This is a genomic window from Drouetiella sp. (assembly GCF_059504425.1).
Window position 1 is genome coordinate 77402 of record NZ_JCACIN010000001.1, and the last position, 17726, is coordinate 95127.

At 52.0% G+C, this 17726-nt stretch carries 15 protein-coding genes and 1 tRNA gene; 8 read left to right on the forward strand and 8 right to left on the reverse strand.

From position 1 onward, the window contains the following. The first annotated feature begins 44 nt into the window (after nt 1–44). A complete protein-coding gene (locus AC5JMP_RS00355; protein WP_495849427.1) occupies nt 45–1238 on the forward strand; it encodes a ferrochelatase in 1194 nt (397 codons plus the stop codon). A 22-nt stretch (nt 1239–1260) separates the two neighbouring features. On the opposite strand, the gene AC5JMP_RS00360 is transcribed toward AC5JMP_RS00355, so the two are convergent. From AC5JMP_RS00360 to cobW, 3 genes are all read right to left on the reverse strand, one after another. Beyond that, a complete protein-coding gene (locus AC5JMP_RS00360) occupies nt 1261–1473 on the reverse strand; it encodes a hypothetical protein (RefSeq protein ID WP_495849441.1) in 213 nt (70 codons plus the stop codon). Nucleotides 1474–1626: 153 nt separating this feature from the next. Then, nucleotides 1627–1708 (reverse strand) — tRNA-Leu (locus tag AC5JMP_RS00365). A 154-nt stretch (nt 1709–1862) separates the two neighbouring features. Then, a complete protein-coding gene (gene cobW, locus AC5JMP_RS00370) occupies nt 1863–2939 on the reverse strand; it encodes a cobalamin biosynthesis protein CobW (RefSeq protein WP_495849428.1) in 1077 nt (358 codons plus the stop codon). Nucleotides 2940–3339: 400 nt separating this feature from the next. On the opposite strand from cobW, the gene AC5JMP_RS00375 reads away from it, so the two are divergent. Continuing rightward, nucleotides 3340–3747, forward strand: coding sequence for a response regulator (locus AC5JMP_RS00375; RefSeq protein WP_495849429.1), 408 nt, complete (start codon nt 3340–3342; stop codon nt 3745–3747). A 41-nt stretch (nt 3748–3788) separates the two neighbouring features. On the opposite strand, the gene AC5JMP_RS00380 is transcribed toward AC5JMP_RS00375, so the two are convergent. The 5 genes from AC5JMP_RS00380 to AC5JMP_RS00400 all read right to left on the reverse strand — a co-directional run bounded on the left by AC5JMP_RS00380 (nt 3789) and on the right by AC5JMP_RS00400 (nt 9340). Further along, nucleotides 3789–3980, reverse strand: coding sequence for a hypothetical protein (locus AC5JMP_RS00380; RefSeq protein ID WP_495849430.1), 192 nt, complete (start codon nt 3978–3980; stop codon nt 3789–3791). Nucleotides 3981–4134: 154 nt separating this feature from the next. After that, nucleotides 4135–5673 carry a DEAD/DEAH box helicase gene (locus AC5JMP_RS00385; RefSeq protein WP_495849431.1) on the reverse strand — a complete coding sequence of 513 codons (1539 nt, stop codon included), beginning with the start codon at nt 5671–5673 and terminating at the stop codon, nt 4135–4137. After that, nucleotides 5670–6512: a DNA/RNA non-specific endonuclease gene (locus tag AC5JMP_RS00390; RefSeq protein ID WP_495849432.1), complete on the reverse strand. Its 843-nt coding sequence runs from the start codon at nt 6510–6512 to the stop codon at nt 5670–5672. The genes AC5JMP_RS00385 and AC5JMP_RS00390 overlap by 4 nt, the downstream gene beginning before the upstream one ends. Before the next feature lie 86 nt (nt 6513–6598). Further along, nucleotides 6599–7978, reverse strand: a complete 1380-nt coding sequence (locus tag AC5JMP_RS00395) for an APC family permease (RefSeq protein ID WP_495849433.1) — start codon at nt 7976–7978, stop codon at nt 6599–6601. 9 nt (nt 7979–7987) lie between these two features. After that, on the reverse strand, nt 7988–9340 hold the full coding sequence (locus AC5JMP_RS00400; RefSeq protein WP_495849434.1) for a proton extrusion protein PcxA: 1353 nt from the start codon (nt 9338–9340) through the stop codon (nt 7988–7990). 288 nt (nt 9341–9628) lie between these two features. On the opposite strand from AC5JMP_RS00400, the gene AC5JMP_RS00405 reads away from it, so the two are divergent. The 6 genes from AC5JMP_RS00405 to AC5JMP_RS00430 all read left to right on the forward strand — a co-directional run bounded on the left by AC5JMP_RS00405 (nt 9629) and on the right by AC5JMP_RS00430 (nt 17628). Continuing rightward, nucleotides 9629–11827, forward strand: a complete 2199-nt coding sequence (locus AC5JMP_RS00405) for a recombinase family protein (protein WP_495849435.1) — start codon at nt 9629–9631, stop codon at nt 11825–11827. 400 nt (nt 11828–12227) lie between these two features. Further along, a complete protein-coding gene (locus AC5JMP_RS00410) occupies nt 12228–12476 on the forward strand; it encodes a hypothetical protein (RefSeq protein ID WP_495849436.1) in 249 nt (82 codons plus the stop codon). A gap of 92 nt (nt 12477–12568) precedes the next feature. Continuing rightward, a complete protein-coding gene (locus AC5JMP_RS00415; RefSeq protein ID WP_495849442.1) occupies nt 12569–14449 on the forward strand; it encodes an ABC transporter ATP-binding protein in 1881 nt (626 codons plus the stop codon). A gap of 456 nt (nt 14450–14905) precedes the next feature. Beyond that, nucleotides 14906–16585 carry an ABC1 kinase family protein gene (locus AC5JMP_RS00420; protein WP_495849443.1) on the forward strand — a complete coding sequence of 560 codons (1680 nt, stop codon included), beginning with the start codon at nt 14906–14908 and terminating at the stop codon, nt 16583–16585. A gap of 28 nt (nt 16586–16613) precedes the next feature. Beyond that, nucleotides 16614–16979 carry a hypothetical protein gene (locus AC5JMP_RS00425; protein WP_495849437.1) on the forward strand — a complete coding sequence of 122 codons (366 nt, stop codon included), beginning with the start codon at nt 16614–16616 and terminating at the stop codon, nt 16977–16979. 163 nt (nt 16980–17142) lie between these two features. After that, entirely contained in the window at nt 17143–17628 is a 486-nt protein-coding gene (locus AC5JMP_RS00430; protein WP_495849438.1) for a hypothetical protein, read from the forward strand. Nucleotides 17629–17726 lie beyond the last annotated feature (98 nt).

Genomic DNA, 17726 nt, shown 5'->3' on the forward strand with positions numbered 1-17726 from the left:
CTACATAATGACGCAGAAAATAGCGTAGAAACAGAGGTTAAACCGTGGTCGCAACCCCAGAAAAACTGCAATTTCAAGAACCCCAGGCTTCAGCCTCCGACGCAGGAGCTGATCGCGTTGCCGTGCTGCTGATGGGCTATGGCGAAGTGGAAAGCTACGAAGATTTTGCCAACTATAACGAGCAGGCACTCAACCTGCTGACCGCAAAGTTTGCCCCGGTGCCAACCTGGGTCTACCCTCCTCTAGCAAAATTGCTGGCTGTCTTTGACCTGCACGAGTGGGGGCACCAGCATGGCAACTTCATTTCACCCCACAACGCCATTTTTGAGCAGCAGCGGGAAGGCATTGAGGCTCATTTGAAGGAAAAATGGGGCGATCGCATCAAAGTTTTCAAGGCCTTTAACTTCTGTGCGCCCTTCTTGCCAGAGCAAGTTTTAACTCAAGTGCAAGCCGAAGGATTCGACAAGCTGCTGATTTATCCCTTGCTGGTCGTAGACTCGATCTTTACGAGCGGCATCGCGGTCGAGCAGGTCAACAAAGCTTTGTCAAAGCTATGGAATGGCGCTGAGCATTGGGTCAAAGGCATTCGCTACATTCCCTCTTTTTATAATGAGCCAGCCTATATTGATCTGATGGCGGACATAGTGCATCAGAAAATCGTCAAAGATTTGGCGGTGGCGCATCTGCCTTCCCAAACGGCGATCGTTTTGATGAATCACGGCTGTCCTCATAAAGCGAAGGGCTTTACCTCTGGCATTGACGAAAGTCAGGCATTGTACGAGCGAGTTCGTGAGAAGCTGATCAACCGCTATCCGCTGATTTCGGTCGGCTGGCTCAATCACCAAACGCCACTGATTGAATGGACACAGCCGAATGCTGATCTAGCGGCAAGAAACCTGATTGATTTGGGGGCAACGGCGCTAGTATTTATGCCGATCGGCTTTGCCACCGAAAATCATGAAACGCTGCTAGATGTGGATCACATTATTCACAACCTGCGGCGCAAGCGTCCGGACATCACCTATGTGCAGATGCCCTGCGTCAACGACAGTCACGACTTCCTACACATGGCGGCAGATTGGGCGGATGAACACATTGAGGCGCTGTTGTCTGAGCAGGCATTGGCGGTAAATCCAAGTTTGGCGATCGCCCAAGCCCAGCACGCTCACGATCACGGGCACTCCCACGATCACGACCATGGGCATGGGCACTCCCACGGTGAGCATCACCACCACTAGCGATCGCGCTATTCACAAGAACCTATAAAAAAGAGGAGAGAACCAGGGTTCTCTCCTCTTTTTTCTTGCCGCCTTCGGCATTTCTATTGCCTCCGAGATCGTTCTGCTGCTTTAGCTTCTGTTTCAGCATTCTCATCTGCTTTTGCTTCTGCCGCTGTCTGGCGCTGCCGCCTCGACCCTTATCATTTCTGCCCTCGTTGCGAGGGGATTCCCACCGCTTGAGCCGCTGAGCCATAAAACTATTGACCTCATATTTATGCTGTACGACAATCATAACTTTGGCGATCGCCCTCTGCCATCCCCAAACCGGGTGAAGCAGAATTTTTCACTTAAGAACAGAAATAGCTCAGGCTTTACCGCCTAAGCTATTCAGTCAAATTATCAGCTATGGGCGGGAAGAGACTCGAACTCTTACGCCTCTCGGCGCCACATTTTGAGTGTGGTGCGTCTACCAATTCCGCCATCCGCCCTTAGATTGCGCTCCACTATCATAAGGCATTATCTAGCAACTCAACAACTTCTTCATTGCCTGTCTTTAGGTGTAACGGACAGAACGCACGCCCCAGAATAGCTTACCGCCTACGCCAATCACGGCTTGCTGAGTTCTTCGATTCGCTCACAGGACTAGCTCACAGCCAGCAGCTCGGTAGTGATCTGAGTTTGATCCAGCCCCTGTCCGATCAGCACCAGTCGGGTCTGACGAACTTCGTCTGGCTGCCAGGGACGATCGTAAAAATAGTCAAAGCGATCGCCTACGCCCTGCAACACTAATCGCATCGGCTTATGGGGCACTGAGACGAATCCCTTGATCCGGTAGATTTCCTGCTGCTGCACGAGCAGTTGCAGCCGTTTTACCAAACTCGTCGGCTCAAAGGCGGCATCCACCACGAATTGTACTGAGTTGATGTCGTCATCATGCTCATGCTCTTCCTCAGTGTCATGGTGGCTAGGACGGCTCTCTAGATTTTCCTCCACCGCAGCATTAAAGCCCAACAGCACATCTGGATTTACCTCGCCTTGATGGCAGGGCAGGATTTTGATGCCGGGACGCAGCTCTTGCCGCAGCCAAGACTGCACTTTGTCTTGGGCAGCTAGATCGAGGCGATCGCCCTTCGTCAGCAATACCAAATCGGCACAGGCTAGCTGGTCTTCAAACAGCTCCTCGATCGGCGTTTCATGTTCTAAATTGGGGTCGGCTTGGCGTTGGGTTTGCAGGGCATCCAGATCGCCGACCAGCTCTCCCCGCGCCAGAGCCTCGCAGTCCACGACTGTAATCACCCCATCGACTGTGGCGCTGGTACGAATCTCAGGCCAGCGAAAGGCTTGCACCAGCGGCTTGGGTAGCGCCAGCCCTGAAGTTTCGATCAAAATGCAGTCAATCTGGTCGCGCCGCTTTAGCAACTCCTGCATGACGGGCAGGAACTCCTCCTGAACGGTGCAGCAAAGACAGCCGTTCGTGAGTTCGACAATGTTGAGATCGGGGTTGAGATCGGGGCTTGAGCTTGAGGAGCGATCGCTCCCGTCTTCATCTGGGCAAACCTGGCACGATCGCAGAAGGTCGCCATCAATGCCGACCTCACCAAATTCATTCACCAAAACTGCGATTCTTCGTCCTTGAGGATTCTGGAGTAGATGGCGCACCAGAGTTGTTTTGCCCGCCCCTAAAAACCCGGTGATTACCGTAACAGGAATCTTATGCATGAAGTGAAACGTAGATAAAACAGCAGGCTCTCATTCTGACCCAAGTAGTATAGCCTGACCCAAGTCGTATAGCTGTTGCCAGTTTGCTCTAAAAAATTTTGGTAGGGCGCGAAGCGCCTCACCGAAAATGTCTCCGTCCTAACTGCCTTGGCGGTTGCTATATCTTAACGATAGAAACCTTTGATATTCTCGCGCTCGTTCTATTATGTGATCCGAGCAGGTCTTTTCTTAAACTCTCGCGCTACAATACTCGTCAGTCAAAAAACGGGTTTCTTGAGAAAAATGAGCGTTCTACCAACCCTGCGTTCATGAGATTTTCGACAATTCCATATGGCTCTTCATAGTGGTTTGTGGGTCTTTCAAGGGATATCTAACCTAAGTCATAGAGATGGTATAGACGATGATTCCCACTCCGGCATCTGGTGCGAGATCGCCTGTGCGTATTTTGTTGATTGAAGATAATCCCACTAGCCGCCAGCTGATGAGCGACTACTTAGAACACTATGGATGGGATGTGATGAGCTTAGAGCAAGGAAATTCCTTTGCGGCATCTATGACCCAATTCCAACCCCATCTCATTTTGTTAGACCTAAAGCTGCCGGATATCGATGGCTACACGCTGCTTCAGCAGATTCAGCAGAATTCAGAATGGCGATCGATTCCAGTCATCGTGGTTTCGGCTTTCGCGTTTCAGGTCGATCGGCAACGCGCGCTGGATTTGGGCGCAGTTCAATATTTGGTCAAGCCAGTCAATTTAGCCCACTTGAGACAGACTATTCATGAGACGCTAGAGAACCCGCTGGTTTGAAAGCCCATCTAGAAATTGGCTGCGTAAAATCCAGAAAGACTTCAACTAGAATCACCCGATTGGCGCTGTTCTGTCAAAAAAGTTTCTAGAGTTTGGCTCAAGGCTTGTACCGATCGTCCCGTTTCGGCAATCTGTCTTTCCAGTTGAGCTGCTAGCAAACTGGCGGCATGAAGCTGGTTTAACGCCTGTTCTACTGTGTCGCGGGTGAGAGACTCCAACTCTTCGAGATCCATAAATTTGATTGGTAATAATTTGATCGGTAATTAATGAGAAAGCTCGATCACCCTATGTTACCAATTATACTTGCTTAATTCTCGGTATCTGGAAGATTTTAAGTAAGTTACTTGATTTTTATGTAGCTTTTTCAACTTTTTTTGAGAGGGACACTTACTTTCCTAGGTCTGACTCCACTTCTGAGGAAGGGGCGATCGCGTCAGGCTCGATTTCACCCGATCCAGATTCGATGCCATAGGGGGCAGATGCCTCGGCAGCGCGGCGGGTTTCGCGGATGGGCTGAGGATAGGCAGGCGGCGCAACTAGCTCTAGCTGGGCGGAAGACTTAGGAGACTGACGACGGCGGCGCGATACCCCTTCTTCCGTGGTTTCTTCGGCAACCACTTCATAGAGCAGCGCAAATTTCTCTGCCTTTCCTTTGCGCAATACCCGCCCTAAGCGCTGGATATACTCGCGCGCCGACCCCGTACCTGACAGGAGAATGGCGACGCTTGCTTCCGGCACATCCACGCCTTCATTCAGCACATGGGACGCTGCCAGCGTTTTATATTTTCCTTCCCGGAAATTTTGCAGAATCTCGTGGCGTTCTTTGACGGGGGTCTGATGAGTGAGAGCCGGAATCAAAAATTCTTGAGAAATACGGTAAACGGTGGCGTTGTCATTGGTAAAAATCAGGATTTGCTCAGGATGATGCTTTGTTAGCAGCTCAGCTAAAATCCGCAGCTTGCCTTCGGTGCCCAAGGCGATCGCTCTGGCTTCACGGTGAGCCAACATAGCGCGTCGTCCGGCTTGAGATTGGGCGCTTGCCTGGACAAACCGCTGCCAGCCCTGCATGCTGCCCAGCCAAATATTCGATCGCTGCAAGAAGTCATTACGGATGGCAATCAGCTGATCGTAGCGCTGGCGCTCTGGCGGCGATAGCTCCACCTTGAGCTGAACAATTTCGTGGCGGGCAAGGGCATGACCCGCCAAGTCTTCTGCTGTGCGGTGATAGACGATCGCCCCCAGCAAGGTATCCAGATCAACGTGCCTGCCGTCCGATCGATCGGGTGTGGCGGTTAAACCTAGCCGATAGGGAGCGATCGCATATTCGGCAATTACCCGATTAAAGTCGCTGGGCAGATGGTGGCACTCATCGCAGATCAGCAGAGCATAGCGGTTGCCCAAAGACTCGGCATGAATGGCGGCGCTATCGTAAGTGGCAACTAGAATGGCGGTGCGATCGCGGGAGCCACCCCCCAATAGCCCAATTTCGGCATCGGGAAAGGTCGCCAGCAGATTGGCATACCACTGGTGCATCAAGTCGAGAGTCGGCACCGTGATCAGCGTGCTGCGGGGCGTTGCCTGCATCGCCATTTGTGCCAGATAGGTTTTACCTGCGGCAGTAGGCAAGACCACAACGCCGCGTCGTCCGGCTGCTATCCAAGCCGTCAAAGCCTCCTGCTGATGGGGATAGGGCGATCGCTCCATCTGGGCATTGAGCTGAATGGGGACAAAAGCTTTGGCTTCGTCGGTAAAGGCTGTCCCTTCTGCCTGGAGGGTTTCCACCAGCGCCCGATACTGAAGAGCAGGCACCCGAAACCGCTCAACGCGATCGTCCCATGTCGCAAAATCCACCCAGGCTTTACCGCGTGGCGGCGGGTGCAGCAGCAGAGTGCCGCGATCGAATTTCAGCGTCGGCGTACGGCTCATAGGGCTTCGATCGCAGTTTGCACGGCTGGAGCAACATTGGAAAGCAAGTTATACCCCGTCAGCTTTTCAATTTCGTCGATCGAGGTTTTAAAGTCCTGCCATTTGCGATCTTTGATGCCCTGCTGATTGGGCATATTGACGGCAATGGTGCGTGTCAAAGTCGTGATGTCCGCTAGCCCTAACCCAGAGCGATCGAGTACCACAATCACTTTCCAGGTGCTTGCCGGAACGGCAACCTTGCCGCGCCCGATGATCGATCGCTTGCCTTTTTCCCCGACTCCGCCTGTTCCTGCCGACCCCGCAACGATGTAAAGCTCTTTGCCTGTTCTGACTAAAGCTCGGCAGTAGCTTTCTAGCTGTTCCCAAGGCCCTCGATTGCTGTCGGCGGCTTGCGGCAGAATGTTGGTCATCAAAAAGGTGGATTGGCTGTCCTGGGGGTCACGATTGCGATCGGCTGCCGGAAGCACATGACCGCGATCGAAGCCACTGCCCGTGTAGTCGTCGGGGCTAACCTGATACCAGCCTTTAGGCAGAGAGGTGTCTGGTTCAAACTGTGGACGCGGCAGCGATCCTAGCCAGGTTTCGTTGAGCTGCCAGCTCACCCAGTTGGGAATGCCCTTATCGCGGTTGTAGGACAGAGCGTATTGAGGTCTAGAAATGAGGTAGTTACTGGGCGTAGAGAGACTGGCGATCGCCGCGCTAGGATTGCCCAACAGCAAATGGGGATTGCCGATGTTGCGATTGATTTGGCTAATAACCGTCGCGCAGCCGCTCAAACTCAAAAGGGCGATCGCGCTAATCAGCAGTCCACCGACCCATTTCCACCTCACCCCTGCCATAACGCCACCCTCTGCCGATCTCTCAATTCTCTCTGATTTCTGCTAATCCGCACCCAAATCCATCAGCACATTTACTCTCGCAGCAGTTAATCCTGAGACTGCTGATCGCTCCACTGGTTAATGCCGCGCCAAATTAGACCCACGACTAGCAGCCCCAAGCTCACCAGCCAGACTTGCCAATCGACCCAAAATGCCAGAAATAGACAGCCCCAAAAAACTAGCTGTGGGAAAAGTCGGGGATAGAGCCGCTCTTGCGCCGATAGTTTTAGAACGGCTAGCTGAGTAATGGCGCAGTAAATGAGTAGCGCAAAGGCGCTAAATGACCAGGTTGTTTGGACATCACCGACCCCAATGAAACCGACGATCGCCCCACTCACCGCCAAAACTGCCAGCGTCGGCGTGGTTCCGGCTGCATTAAAGCGGGCAAAGCTCTGGGGAATATCATGCTGTTCTGCCATAGATTGCAGCATTTGGGCGCAATCTAGCATAAGGTTGAGCAGCGTGGTCAGCAGCGCAGTCAGGGCACCGATTGCCACGATCTGAGCAATGCCTGACATCTCAAGCTGACGGGCGGCGATCGCCAGCGGCGCGACATAAGTTTCGACTGCGCCATCCAGGGTTTCAGCGCTTAGGGCTTTAAGGACAACGATCGCCACACCCCAGTACAGCAGCAGGACTCCACTGAGAAGCACCAAGACGGATCGGGGAATCGTGCGGCGAGGCTGGCGGACAGCGTGACTCAGGTAAGCCATGCGTCCAAAGCCAAAATATGCCACAAACATGAGAGCCGTTGCCTGGAGAATGGATGCGATCGCTCCCTCTCCACTGGTATCCCAATCTCTATTGATATCCCAATCTCCATTGACATCCCAGTCTCCACTGGCATCCCAATAGATGGGTAGGACGATCTCCCCTGCTGATCCCAACCCCGCTCCCAGAAAAATCAGCAGCGAAAGCAGCGTCACGAATACCATCAAGCGCCTTGAAAAACTGGCGTGGTGCAGACCTTGCAGCAAGATTAGAGTGAGTAGCGCGATCAGGAGCAGCGCGATCGGCATCAGCCATAGGGAATCAGGTTGGCCCAACACGTTCAGCAAATATCCGGCAAAGCCCAGCGCGGCAGTTGCCGCCGAAGCAACTTTCGCTAGCAGAAACGCCCATCCAGCCGTAAATCTGAGCCAAGGACTCAAATATTTTTGACTATACTCATAGGTACCGCTGGTTGCCGATCGCTGAACTGACAGCTGCGCAGCGTTGAGTTCGTTGCCTAGCGCCATGAGGGCAGCCATGATGACGGCGGCGATCGCTCCTGCCCCGGCAACATGAGCCGCGATGCCAATTCCGACGAAGACGCCTGTGCCCAAGATGGAACCTAACCCCAACAGCGTCAAATCCCGAACCCCAAATTTTGCAGCGCTATGGGCTAACGGCAGAGAAACCAAGTCGGGCGTGAGCTTTGGGGGCATGATGAAGATCTACTCGTTCATGTTCTTGTAGGTTGCAACGGCAGAGGGAGACACCCGATTGAGATACCTAAAAATCCAGTATTTAAAGATGGTGTCTAAAATGACGGGAAAGGTAGCAATAAACAAAAAATTAAAGTCGTGGCTTGCAGCTAAGCCTAAATGTTTAGAGGCTCCTTCTAGCAGCACCTCCCAGCCATGGGGTGAGTGAAACCCCACAAACATATCGGTGAATAAAATGATGATAAAAGCTTTGGCGCTGTCGCTGAGTCCGTAGACGACCTCATCCATGAAGCCCTTGAGAACCGCAATTTCGCGCTTGCTGGTGGCTATGACGATCGCAAAAGCCGCTAGCGCCAGCATATCCGAGAAGATATTTTTAATCGCATCTGAGCCAATACTGCGGTAGGCGGTTTCAATTTCTTCCGCCTTCTCTTTCACCCTCTCCAAAATTTCTGATTCTTCTTTAGGCTGAACTTTGCCAATCAGTATTTCAAAGCGCAAACGCTGTTCAAACTGCTGTAATTCATCTAATGCCTCTTCCTCTAGTTCGTAGTTGATAAAAACATCCGCGGCTTCATGCTCCGCTCTATAGCGATCGACAATAGGTCCAACCAAAAAATTCTTAGAAACTTGTTGAGTCAGCAAAGGCACGATAATTAGCAATAGCAAAAAACGGATAGCAATACCCGTTTTAACCTTCGATTGACGAAAGGTTTGAACCACCTGCTCCTCAGCTTCGGGATCAAGATCTCGCCGGATGCGATCGACCGTGTCTAGGATTGAGCGGGGCAGCACACCCGTCTTATCTGCGAGCAGCTTTTTGTCTGATTCGATATTCAGATTGCGTGCCGAATTAGAATCCGCCATTAAACTCGATCGATCGGCAGAATTAACCGCGATCGCTTTGGGTTGTCTGACGACAACAGGCGAGAGAGGATTAGTCGATCGGTTCTCGTAGCGTGCCAAAATCTCATCAATAAACCGCAATTTCTTTAGAATTAAGTTAGGTCGATCGACGACATTAAGACCTTGAAAATCGCTAGAGTTATCTTCTAGCTGCACCTCAGTTGTTGCTTGGCTGGAGAGGCGAAGAATGGAGCTACTCGCTTTAAATTCAGCTAGGCGAATTTTGATAATATCTAAGTTCTTTTTTAGCTCTGACTCAAAATAGCTTTGGGCACTACGGCTATAATTTCCTGAGTCAAAAGCAACTCTGTTGCCGCCAAAATGCGCATCCTCTAAACTCTTAATCAGAATAGCTGCATCGTAGGCCTGGTCTAGAGCACGCTCAGGTGTTCTCAAAAACCAGCGATTTGAGCTACGAAAATAGCTTCTGACAGAAGCCGCAAATGAATTCCTCATGTTTAAATCAGAATTGAATCAGAAGTTGTTGGCTCAGACAAAATTAAGTTAGAGGTCTAATATTAAGGTCTAATGCAACATCAAAATCACCCTTTGAAAAACCAGCCATTGAAGACTTAACTGGATGAGGGTCTGTTGCGATCGAAGGGCTGGGGCTGGGTGAGGATCAGAAAACTGCCCTTAGCTCTCCAGATTGTTGTTAGACGCTACCAAAAAAGCGCTGATGAAATATAGGTAAAACCTCTGTAAAGTACGTAGTATCATAGCAAATTCGTTGAAGGGCAATAGGTGTCTTTTGATTCTGTTTGGATTACTGGCTCTACTCGCAGCGGCAAAACCACGCGGCTGATTGAGCAGTTTTGCGTCTGGTCAGATATCAGGCGGGTAGAGGGTCAGCCGCAGGCGCGTCATCAAATTCCGCCGAGCATCCTAATTTTTGCAGCGATCGGCGATAATCGGCTGGATTTGACCAATCGGATCACGGCGGCAACAGACGGCAGGCACATCTGCGATTCCGCTACGCCTCTAGGCTTCTTTCAAGATGAAGTGCGGTTGTTTTATCCGCTTCTAGCTGAAAAACTAGCCGAGGCATTGCAGGTGCGATCGCAGTTTCCGGTGCGGCTGCGCCCGGAAACCGAACAGGAGCTAGCCACGCGACTCTGGCGATCGCTCCTCCTCAGCGGCAGACTGCGCCAAGAGGGAGTTAGCGACTACTTTATGGTGCGCCGTACGCTAGATTTACTTCAGCTTTGCGCAGTCAGCGGCACGCCCCACGAAGAAATTTCTCTTTTGCTGAAGCAGGGGATTCCTGAGCAGGAAGGTTCGCCTGAACTGTGGGATGCCATGGGCGAAGCGCTCCAGCACTGGTGGGAATGGTGCTTAGAACGAGGGCTGCTCACCTACGGCATCCTTACCGAGCTGTATTGGCGCTATCTGCTGCCGCATCCGGTGTATCAAAAGCATTTGAAGCAGCGCTACCGAGCCGTACTGGCCGATGATCTGGACGAATATCCAGCGATCGCCCGATCGCTCTTCGAGTTTTTCCTCGACGAAAACATTCCCTGCGCTTTCACCTACAATCCAGACGGGGCAATTCGTCTAGGGCTAGGCGCTGATCCTCTGTACCTGGCGGGCTTGCGCGATCGCTGTACCCATCTGGAAACTCTGGCACAAACTCCAGGTGAGAGTCTGGGAGTCACCTGGGGCGGGTTAGTCACCGCCTGGATTCAGGAACCTATGCTTTTACCGCAGTTGCCCAGCACGATTCAGACTCTGCAAACCCTCTCTAGAGCTGAGCTATTGCGCCAAACGGCAGAACTCATTGCCAACGGCATTGAAACAGGGCAGGTTCGCCCCGAAGATGTGGCGATCATTGCTCCCGGCATGGATGCGATCGCCCGCTACACCCTACGGGAAATCCTCAGCCGCAGAAATATTGCAGTGCGATCGCTCAACGACCAGCAGCCGCTTGCCAGTTCGCCGATTATTCGAGCATTGCTGACGCTGCTCGCCTGGGTGTATCCAGGGCTGGGTCGTTTGGTCGATCGGGAGTCGGTGGCGGCGATGCTGGTGCTGCTAAGTCAAGCAGCGGGAGACAGAGAGATGGGGAGATGGGGAGATGGGTGGGATAAAGAGCTGCCTGAGTCTACCCCTCGCCTGTCTGTTGTGCCGCGCATTGATCCGGTGCGGGCAGGGTTGCTGATCGATCATTGCTTTGTGCCTGATCCTCAACTGCCGCAGCTCTTGCCTGTGTCGGCATTTCCGCGCTGGGATCGGTTGGGCTATCAGGCAACTCAAGCCTACGAGGAGATTACGCAATGGCTGGAAACGCAGCGATCGCAACAGCAGCAGCATTTGCTTTCTAGCCCAATTGTCTTGCTCGATCGCGCCATTCAGAGATTTCTGTACGGCGGCAGCCATCTACCCTACGACCAGCTTGCTGCCCTACGAGAGCTAATGGAAACAACGCAGCACTACTGGGAAGTGGAAACTCGTCTGATGCAGGCTTCTGGGCAATCGCAGCATGGATCAGCTCAGAGGTCAGACCAGACCGATCGATCGATCGCGGAGTCTGTCGGGCAGTTCATTCAGCTTTTGAGGGACGGCACGATTACGGCTGATCCCTATCCTGTGCGTCCGATGGGCGATGCCAATCACGTTACCCTAGCCACCATTTATCAATATCGCAGCGATCGCCATGCCCATCGCTGGCAGTTTTGGCTCGATGCAGGTTCGCCCTTTTGGCTGACGGGAGGCGGGGCGCTGTTTGGTGCGCCGCTTTTCCTGCGCCACAGGCTAGGACGACTCTGGACACCTGAAGATACTTTGGCAATGGATCAGCAGCGCCTCCAGCGTCAGGTTTTAGATTTGCTGCATCGGACGGGCGATCGCGTCTATCTTTGCCACAGCGATCTGGCTACAGGCGGTCAGGAGCAGGCAGGTTCGCTTTTGAGTCTGGTGAATGCGGCAGTTGCGGTCAATTCTTGATAATCGGTAGCTCATTTATGTAGACGGAAACCTCGCCTGATTTAATTACGGCTGTCCGTACTGATGGAGCGATCGCAACGCCCTTAAAGAAACTTAAACTAATTTCAACAACTATCAAAAAGTTCCGATTAAGCGCTGCACGCAGGTCACTTCACCCGGAACTTGAAGGCTGATCTCCAGTCGTTGTACTTGCTTAGCTTACTTTAGCCTTAGCTCACTTTGGCTTTAACTAGCCTTAGCCAGTCTGTCTTTAGCCAGTCTGTAAAAGCTCAGCAGTTCAGCAGGTGCTTCTGTGTTGGAAGTCACCTGTTCTGAGAGCAATGCTTTTGCAAAGCTTGCGCTGCAACAAAATTCAATTTCATCTACAAGAAAATTCAATTTCATCTACAAGGACTCACACATGTTTAGCCCGACTCACTTACTCGTTACCCGCTCCAAAAAAACTCCCGTTCAGCTTGTAGCCAGCGAGAAGGGATTCAAAGTATTAACCGAAATCGAATGGCAGCGCGGCAGCGAACCTATGTTTGAACTGCGCTCTAGACAGGGGTTCTTCTGTCAAAACATCCCCGTAGTGGGCTACAGCCTTCAGCCGATCGCCCTGGATGTGGTTTATGCGTCTGGCGAACCTTCTACAACTTCGGCGCAATAGCATTCCATCGTAAGCTCTGGTTCGTTGCACGCTAAAGTGGGATGGCGGGTTCGATCGCCAACTTTTCACCTGCATCCCCCACTTTTGCCGCTATGATTGCATCTCCGGCTCCGGAGGCTCAGCCCCAGCCTAAAGCTCAACAAACAGACTGGCGGCTCTTCCGCATTGTCATTCCCTACGCCAAGCGCAACTCTCGACTGCTGGCGATCGCGCTTGTCCTCCTAATCCCGCTGGCGCTGGCTGGATCAATGCAGCCCATTATCATCGGGCAGGCGGTTGCTCTAGCCAAAAACGAGCCTGTGATGGGGTTTTTGAGGGGCTATGGTCTGGTAGATGGAGCCAGACTTCTGGTGATGCTGCTGATTTTGACCCTGATTGTCCAGCTTTCTCTGAGCGGCATTCAGGGTTACTTGATTCAGAAGGTTGGGCAGCGGATTACTGCCGACATCCGAGACGATCTGTTTAACCATGTCACTGCTTTGGCAACGCGGTTTTTCGATCGCACCCCCGTAGGACGGCTGATCACCCGCCTGACCAGTGACGTTGATGCTCTGGGGGACGTGTTTTCGACCGGGGCGATCGGCGTAGTCAGCGATTTGCTGACGATGGTGGTGCTCGTGATCGTCATGTTTAGCCTCCAGTGGAAGCTGGCATTGCTGCTGCTGGTGCTGCTGCTGCCGATCACCGGGCTGATTATTTACTTTCAGCAGCAGTATCGACTGGCGAACTACAAAGCCCGTGAAGAGCTGTCGGCGTTAAACTCGACGCTGCAAGAAAACATTGTTGGCATCAACGTGGTGCAGCTCTTTCGCCGTGAGCAGTTCAACTCACAGCTCTTTCGCACGATTAACCAGCGCTATGTCACCGAAGTCGATCGCACCATTTTCTTTGACTCTGCGGTGTCGGCAACTTTGGAATGGGTGGCGTTGGCAGCGATCGGCGCAGTGCTGTGGCTAGGCAGTCTATTAGTCTTGGGCAAGGCTCTAGATTTTGGGATTCTCACCTCTTTTATTTTGTTCGCACAGCGGTTGTTTGATCCTCTGCGCCAGTTTGCCGAGCGCTTTACTGCTATCCAAGCAGGGCTGACGGCTCTGGAGCGAGTAAGCGATATTCTCAACGAGCCGATCGAAATTCGGGACCCAGGTCAGGCGATCGGCTGGGGTGAGCAGGAGATGCAACGCTATCAGGTAGCGGCTTCAAAATATTCTGCTCCGGCGGCTATCTCCACTCCAGCCGTTTTAGCTCCTGGCGAGATCTGCTTTGATCATGTTTCCTTTGGCTATAAGGCTGATGAATTAGTGCTACGCGATCTCAGTTTCACCATTCGTCCCGGCGAAAAGGTGGCGCTAGTAGGGCCTACGGGCGCAGGCAAAAGCTCCATCATCCGGCTGCTGTGCCGTCTGTATGATGTTACTGAGGGGCGAATTTTGCTGGACGGTGAAGATATTCGGGATTTGCCTCAAGCAACGCTACGGCAGCGCATGGCGGTGATTCTGCAAGATGGCTTTCTGTTTGCCGGAGATGTCAAAACCAATATTTCTCTGGGTGAATCTTACTCGATCGACCAAATTCGCAAAGCGGCTGAGCAGACTAACGTGGCGCAGTTTATCGAGAATCTTCCCCAGGGCTACGACACGCAGCTACGGCAACGGGGCACCAATCTTTCGGGGGGTGAAAAGCAGCTCTTGGCGTTTGCTAGAGCGGCAATCCGCAGTCCCGGAATTTTGGTGCTGGATGAGGCGACAGCGAACCTAGATGTCAGAACTGAGTCGAAGATTCAGGAGGCGCTGGAAACGCTGCTGCAAGACCGCACGGCGATCGTCATTGCCCATCGGCTTTCAACCATTCGGAGCGTCGATCGCATCTTTGTTCTCAAGCAAGGTCAGCTCGTGGAGTCTGGTAGCCATGGAGATCTGCTGATACAAAACGGGCTGTACGCCAGTCTCTATCGACTGCAAATGTTGGAGGAATAGAGGGCAATGAGAAATAAGGAGTGAAGGAGTATAAGGTATGGAGGTGCGGAAATACACCCCAGTTTCTTATTGCTCTTTACTCCAACTCCCTTCTCCCTTCACAAAGATACATATATGGCTTAATGCAGCTTAGCTTAACGCAAAGCTTCTTTAGGATCTGCCTTGAGTTAGGTTAATACCTGAAACCTTACAGGGCTATTCATTTTGTGAGATTATGGCTCGTATAAGAAAAAACATCAAAAAAATTCTGATGCAAAAATTAACTTTTTTGGGTTTTGTCGGCGATCGATACATGTAGTTTCTTATACTAGAGTTAACCTTCGATGCAAATTCCTCGGCTCATGATGTTTCTGCTTGAGGAACCTGTTGCACTGGGGGCGCATGTTTATAAATCCCTGGTTAAATATTCCTGGTTAGAGAGGCAGAGATCGCGTGAGTCAATTTCAATTGGAGAAAATGCGGCGCTATGACGCAGAGGCGATCGCCCGCTACTATCGGGTTCGTCCTTGGCGGACTCTATGGCGAGCCGTCAGCGTGGTTTGGCTGTTTGCTGGCTTTGTCTTGGGCTTGAAGCAAGACGACTGGTTCAACCGAACTGAGGCAAAGAAGCTGAAGCGGGCGGCCCAACTCCGAAAAATATTAACGCGTCTAGGCCCCACCTATATTAAGGTCGGTCAAGCCCTCTCTACCCGTCCTGACCTCGTTAGAAAGGATTTTCTAGAAGAGCTGGTGAAGCTGCAAGACCAGCTGCCTCCCTTTCCGTCGGACATTGCCTTTGCCATTGTTGAGCGAGAGTTAGATCACGCGATCGACGAAATCTTTAGCCAAATTACGCCTCAGCCGATCGCGGCGGCGAGTCTGGGTCAGGTGTATCAGGCGCGGTTGCACACAGGCGAGGAGGTTGCCGTCAAGGTGCAGCGTCCTCACCTGCTGCCCGTGCTGACACTCGATCTTTACTTGATGCGATGGGCGGCACACTGGATTTCTCCCTGGCTGCCTCTGAACTTGGGGCATGACCTCATCCTCGTCGTTGATGAGTTTGGCACCAAGCTATTTGAGGAAGTGGATTATCAGAATGAGGGGCAAAACGCCGAAAAGTTTGCGGCAAATTTCTTGGGCGACCCCACCGTCAAAGTTCCTGCGATTTACTGGAAATATAGCAGCCAGCATGTACTGACGCTGGAATGGATTCACGGCTCCAAGCTAACGGACTTGCAGAAGATTCGCGACTCTAATCTCGATCGCGATACGCTGATCGAAATTGGTGTGACGGCTGGCTTACGACAGCTGCTAGAATTCGGCTTTTTCCATGCCGATCCACATCCCGGCAACCTGTTTGCCACCCCCGATGGGCGGATGGCATATATTGATTTCGGCATGATGGATCAGCTGCATCAAGAGGCTAAGGAAACGCTGGTCGATTCGGTGGTGCATCTGATTAACCAGGACTACGAACATCTTGCCCAAGATTTCGTCAAGCTGGGCTTTCTCACGCCAGGAACCGATATTCGACCGATCATTCCTGCCTTAGAAGAGGTGCTGGGAAATGCCCTGGGCGAAAGTGTGCAGGACTTTAACTTTAAGACCATTACCGATAAATTCTCGTCGCTGATGTACGAGTATCCCTTCCGGCTCCCGGCTAAGTTTGCTCTCATTATTCGATCGGTCGTGACCCAAGAAGGGCTTGCTCTCAGCCTCAACCCTGACTTCAAGATTGTCGATGTTGCCTTTCCCTACGTGGCGCGGCGGCTGCTGACGGGCGAATCGGCGGCTCTGCGACGACGGCTGATCGAGGTGCTGTTTAAGGACGGCAAGTTCCAATGGGAGCGGATGGAGAATTTGATTGCGATCGCCCGTTCTGATACTCACTTCGATCTGTTGCCGACTGCCCAACTCGGCTTACAATACCTCTTGTCTGATGAGGGTAACTTATTGAGGCGGCAGATCATCCTGGCGCTGATTGAAGACGATCGGCTCCACACCGCCGAGGTTCAGCGATTGTGGGATCTCATCAAGGACGATGTGAAACCTGCCCGTTTGCTAAATGCGGCGATCGGCGCACTCACAGAGTTTTCTGCCGAAAGAGCTGCAACGCTGCTGCCCCTTAACTTCATGTCATCCAAATCCCTCAGCTAATATCCATATCCCAGTCAAGGAGCTATTTGTGTACTACGATCCCCCGTACTTTTTATTGGTTGCTGGTTTGTTTGCAAGCATAACTTCGGGGCTAGCCTTTGACGCGACGCTGAAGCAATCTGTGAACGAGTGGGCGCGCAACCGCTCGACGCAGACGCTAGAAAATGTTCAAGGCTCTGCGCTCCGCCTGACGTTTCTGGGCATTTGCGCTGGCATCTGCGTCTTCCTGGCTTCGGGTGTCCAGATTTTTGGCTTCCCTACCGGAATTGCCTACGGCATTGCTGCTTTGCTGACGCTCATGACAGGCTTGCTAGTCTGGTGGCAGCTTGGCAAAAACTTGGTTCAACTCCAGCAAGGGGGTTCAAAAGCCCTTGATTTGGATTCTTTCGGCTGAATCCTGGTCTAAATTTACCTTTTTGAAAGGGAGGATCAGGCGTCTTCAGCCATCCTCCTTTTTTTGGGAGCGATCGCCCCAAAATGGTGCCTTAAGAAACTTATTCTTGAAAAACCTAGTCTAATTTCTAGCCAAAACAAAAAATTGAGTGATCTTTTATCCCATGGAAAAGCTTTCTTTTCAGACCCTCCGCTATTTATGGCTTGCTGGAGGCATCTGCTTCACGGTAGGGGCTATCCCAGCAATCGCTGTCCCTTCTTCTCTGACAGATACAGGTCTAACAGATACTGGGTTTCAAATCGCCCAAGTGTTGCCGGAGCCGCAGGCTACCTTGAAGCTAACGGGGTTTAGGGCAACGGTTAACCTGAGCAACCAGACCGATCGCCCCATTTCCTATGCGGTGGTAGGAGAAACTGCACCGCGATCGCTGGAAAAGGGCGCATCGGTGATGCTACAAAATCTACGCCTTCCATCTAGTCTGCTGCTGAGAGCCAACGATGACAGCACCAGCGAGAGGCTATTTTTCAACATTGGCGTAGCTGCGGGCGACACTGCTGGCGTATTGAATGTCACGGTCAAAGACGCAAACCCCAATGATGGCAACACTTCGGTCTACTTAGACACCAATGGCAAGGTGTACGTCGATTAGACTGACGCGGATTTAGAACGATCGTATTGCCATTGCCGCCCTGAGTATTACAGTGGTATTTAAGTAGAGGAGTGCGATCGCCTTTTGTAGTGGAAGAA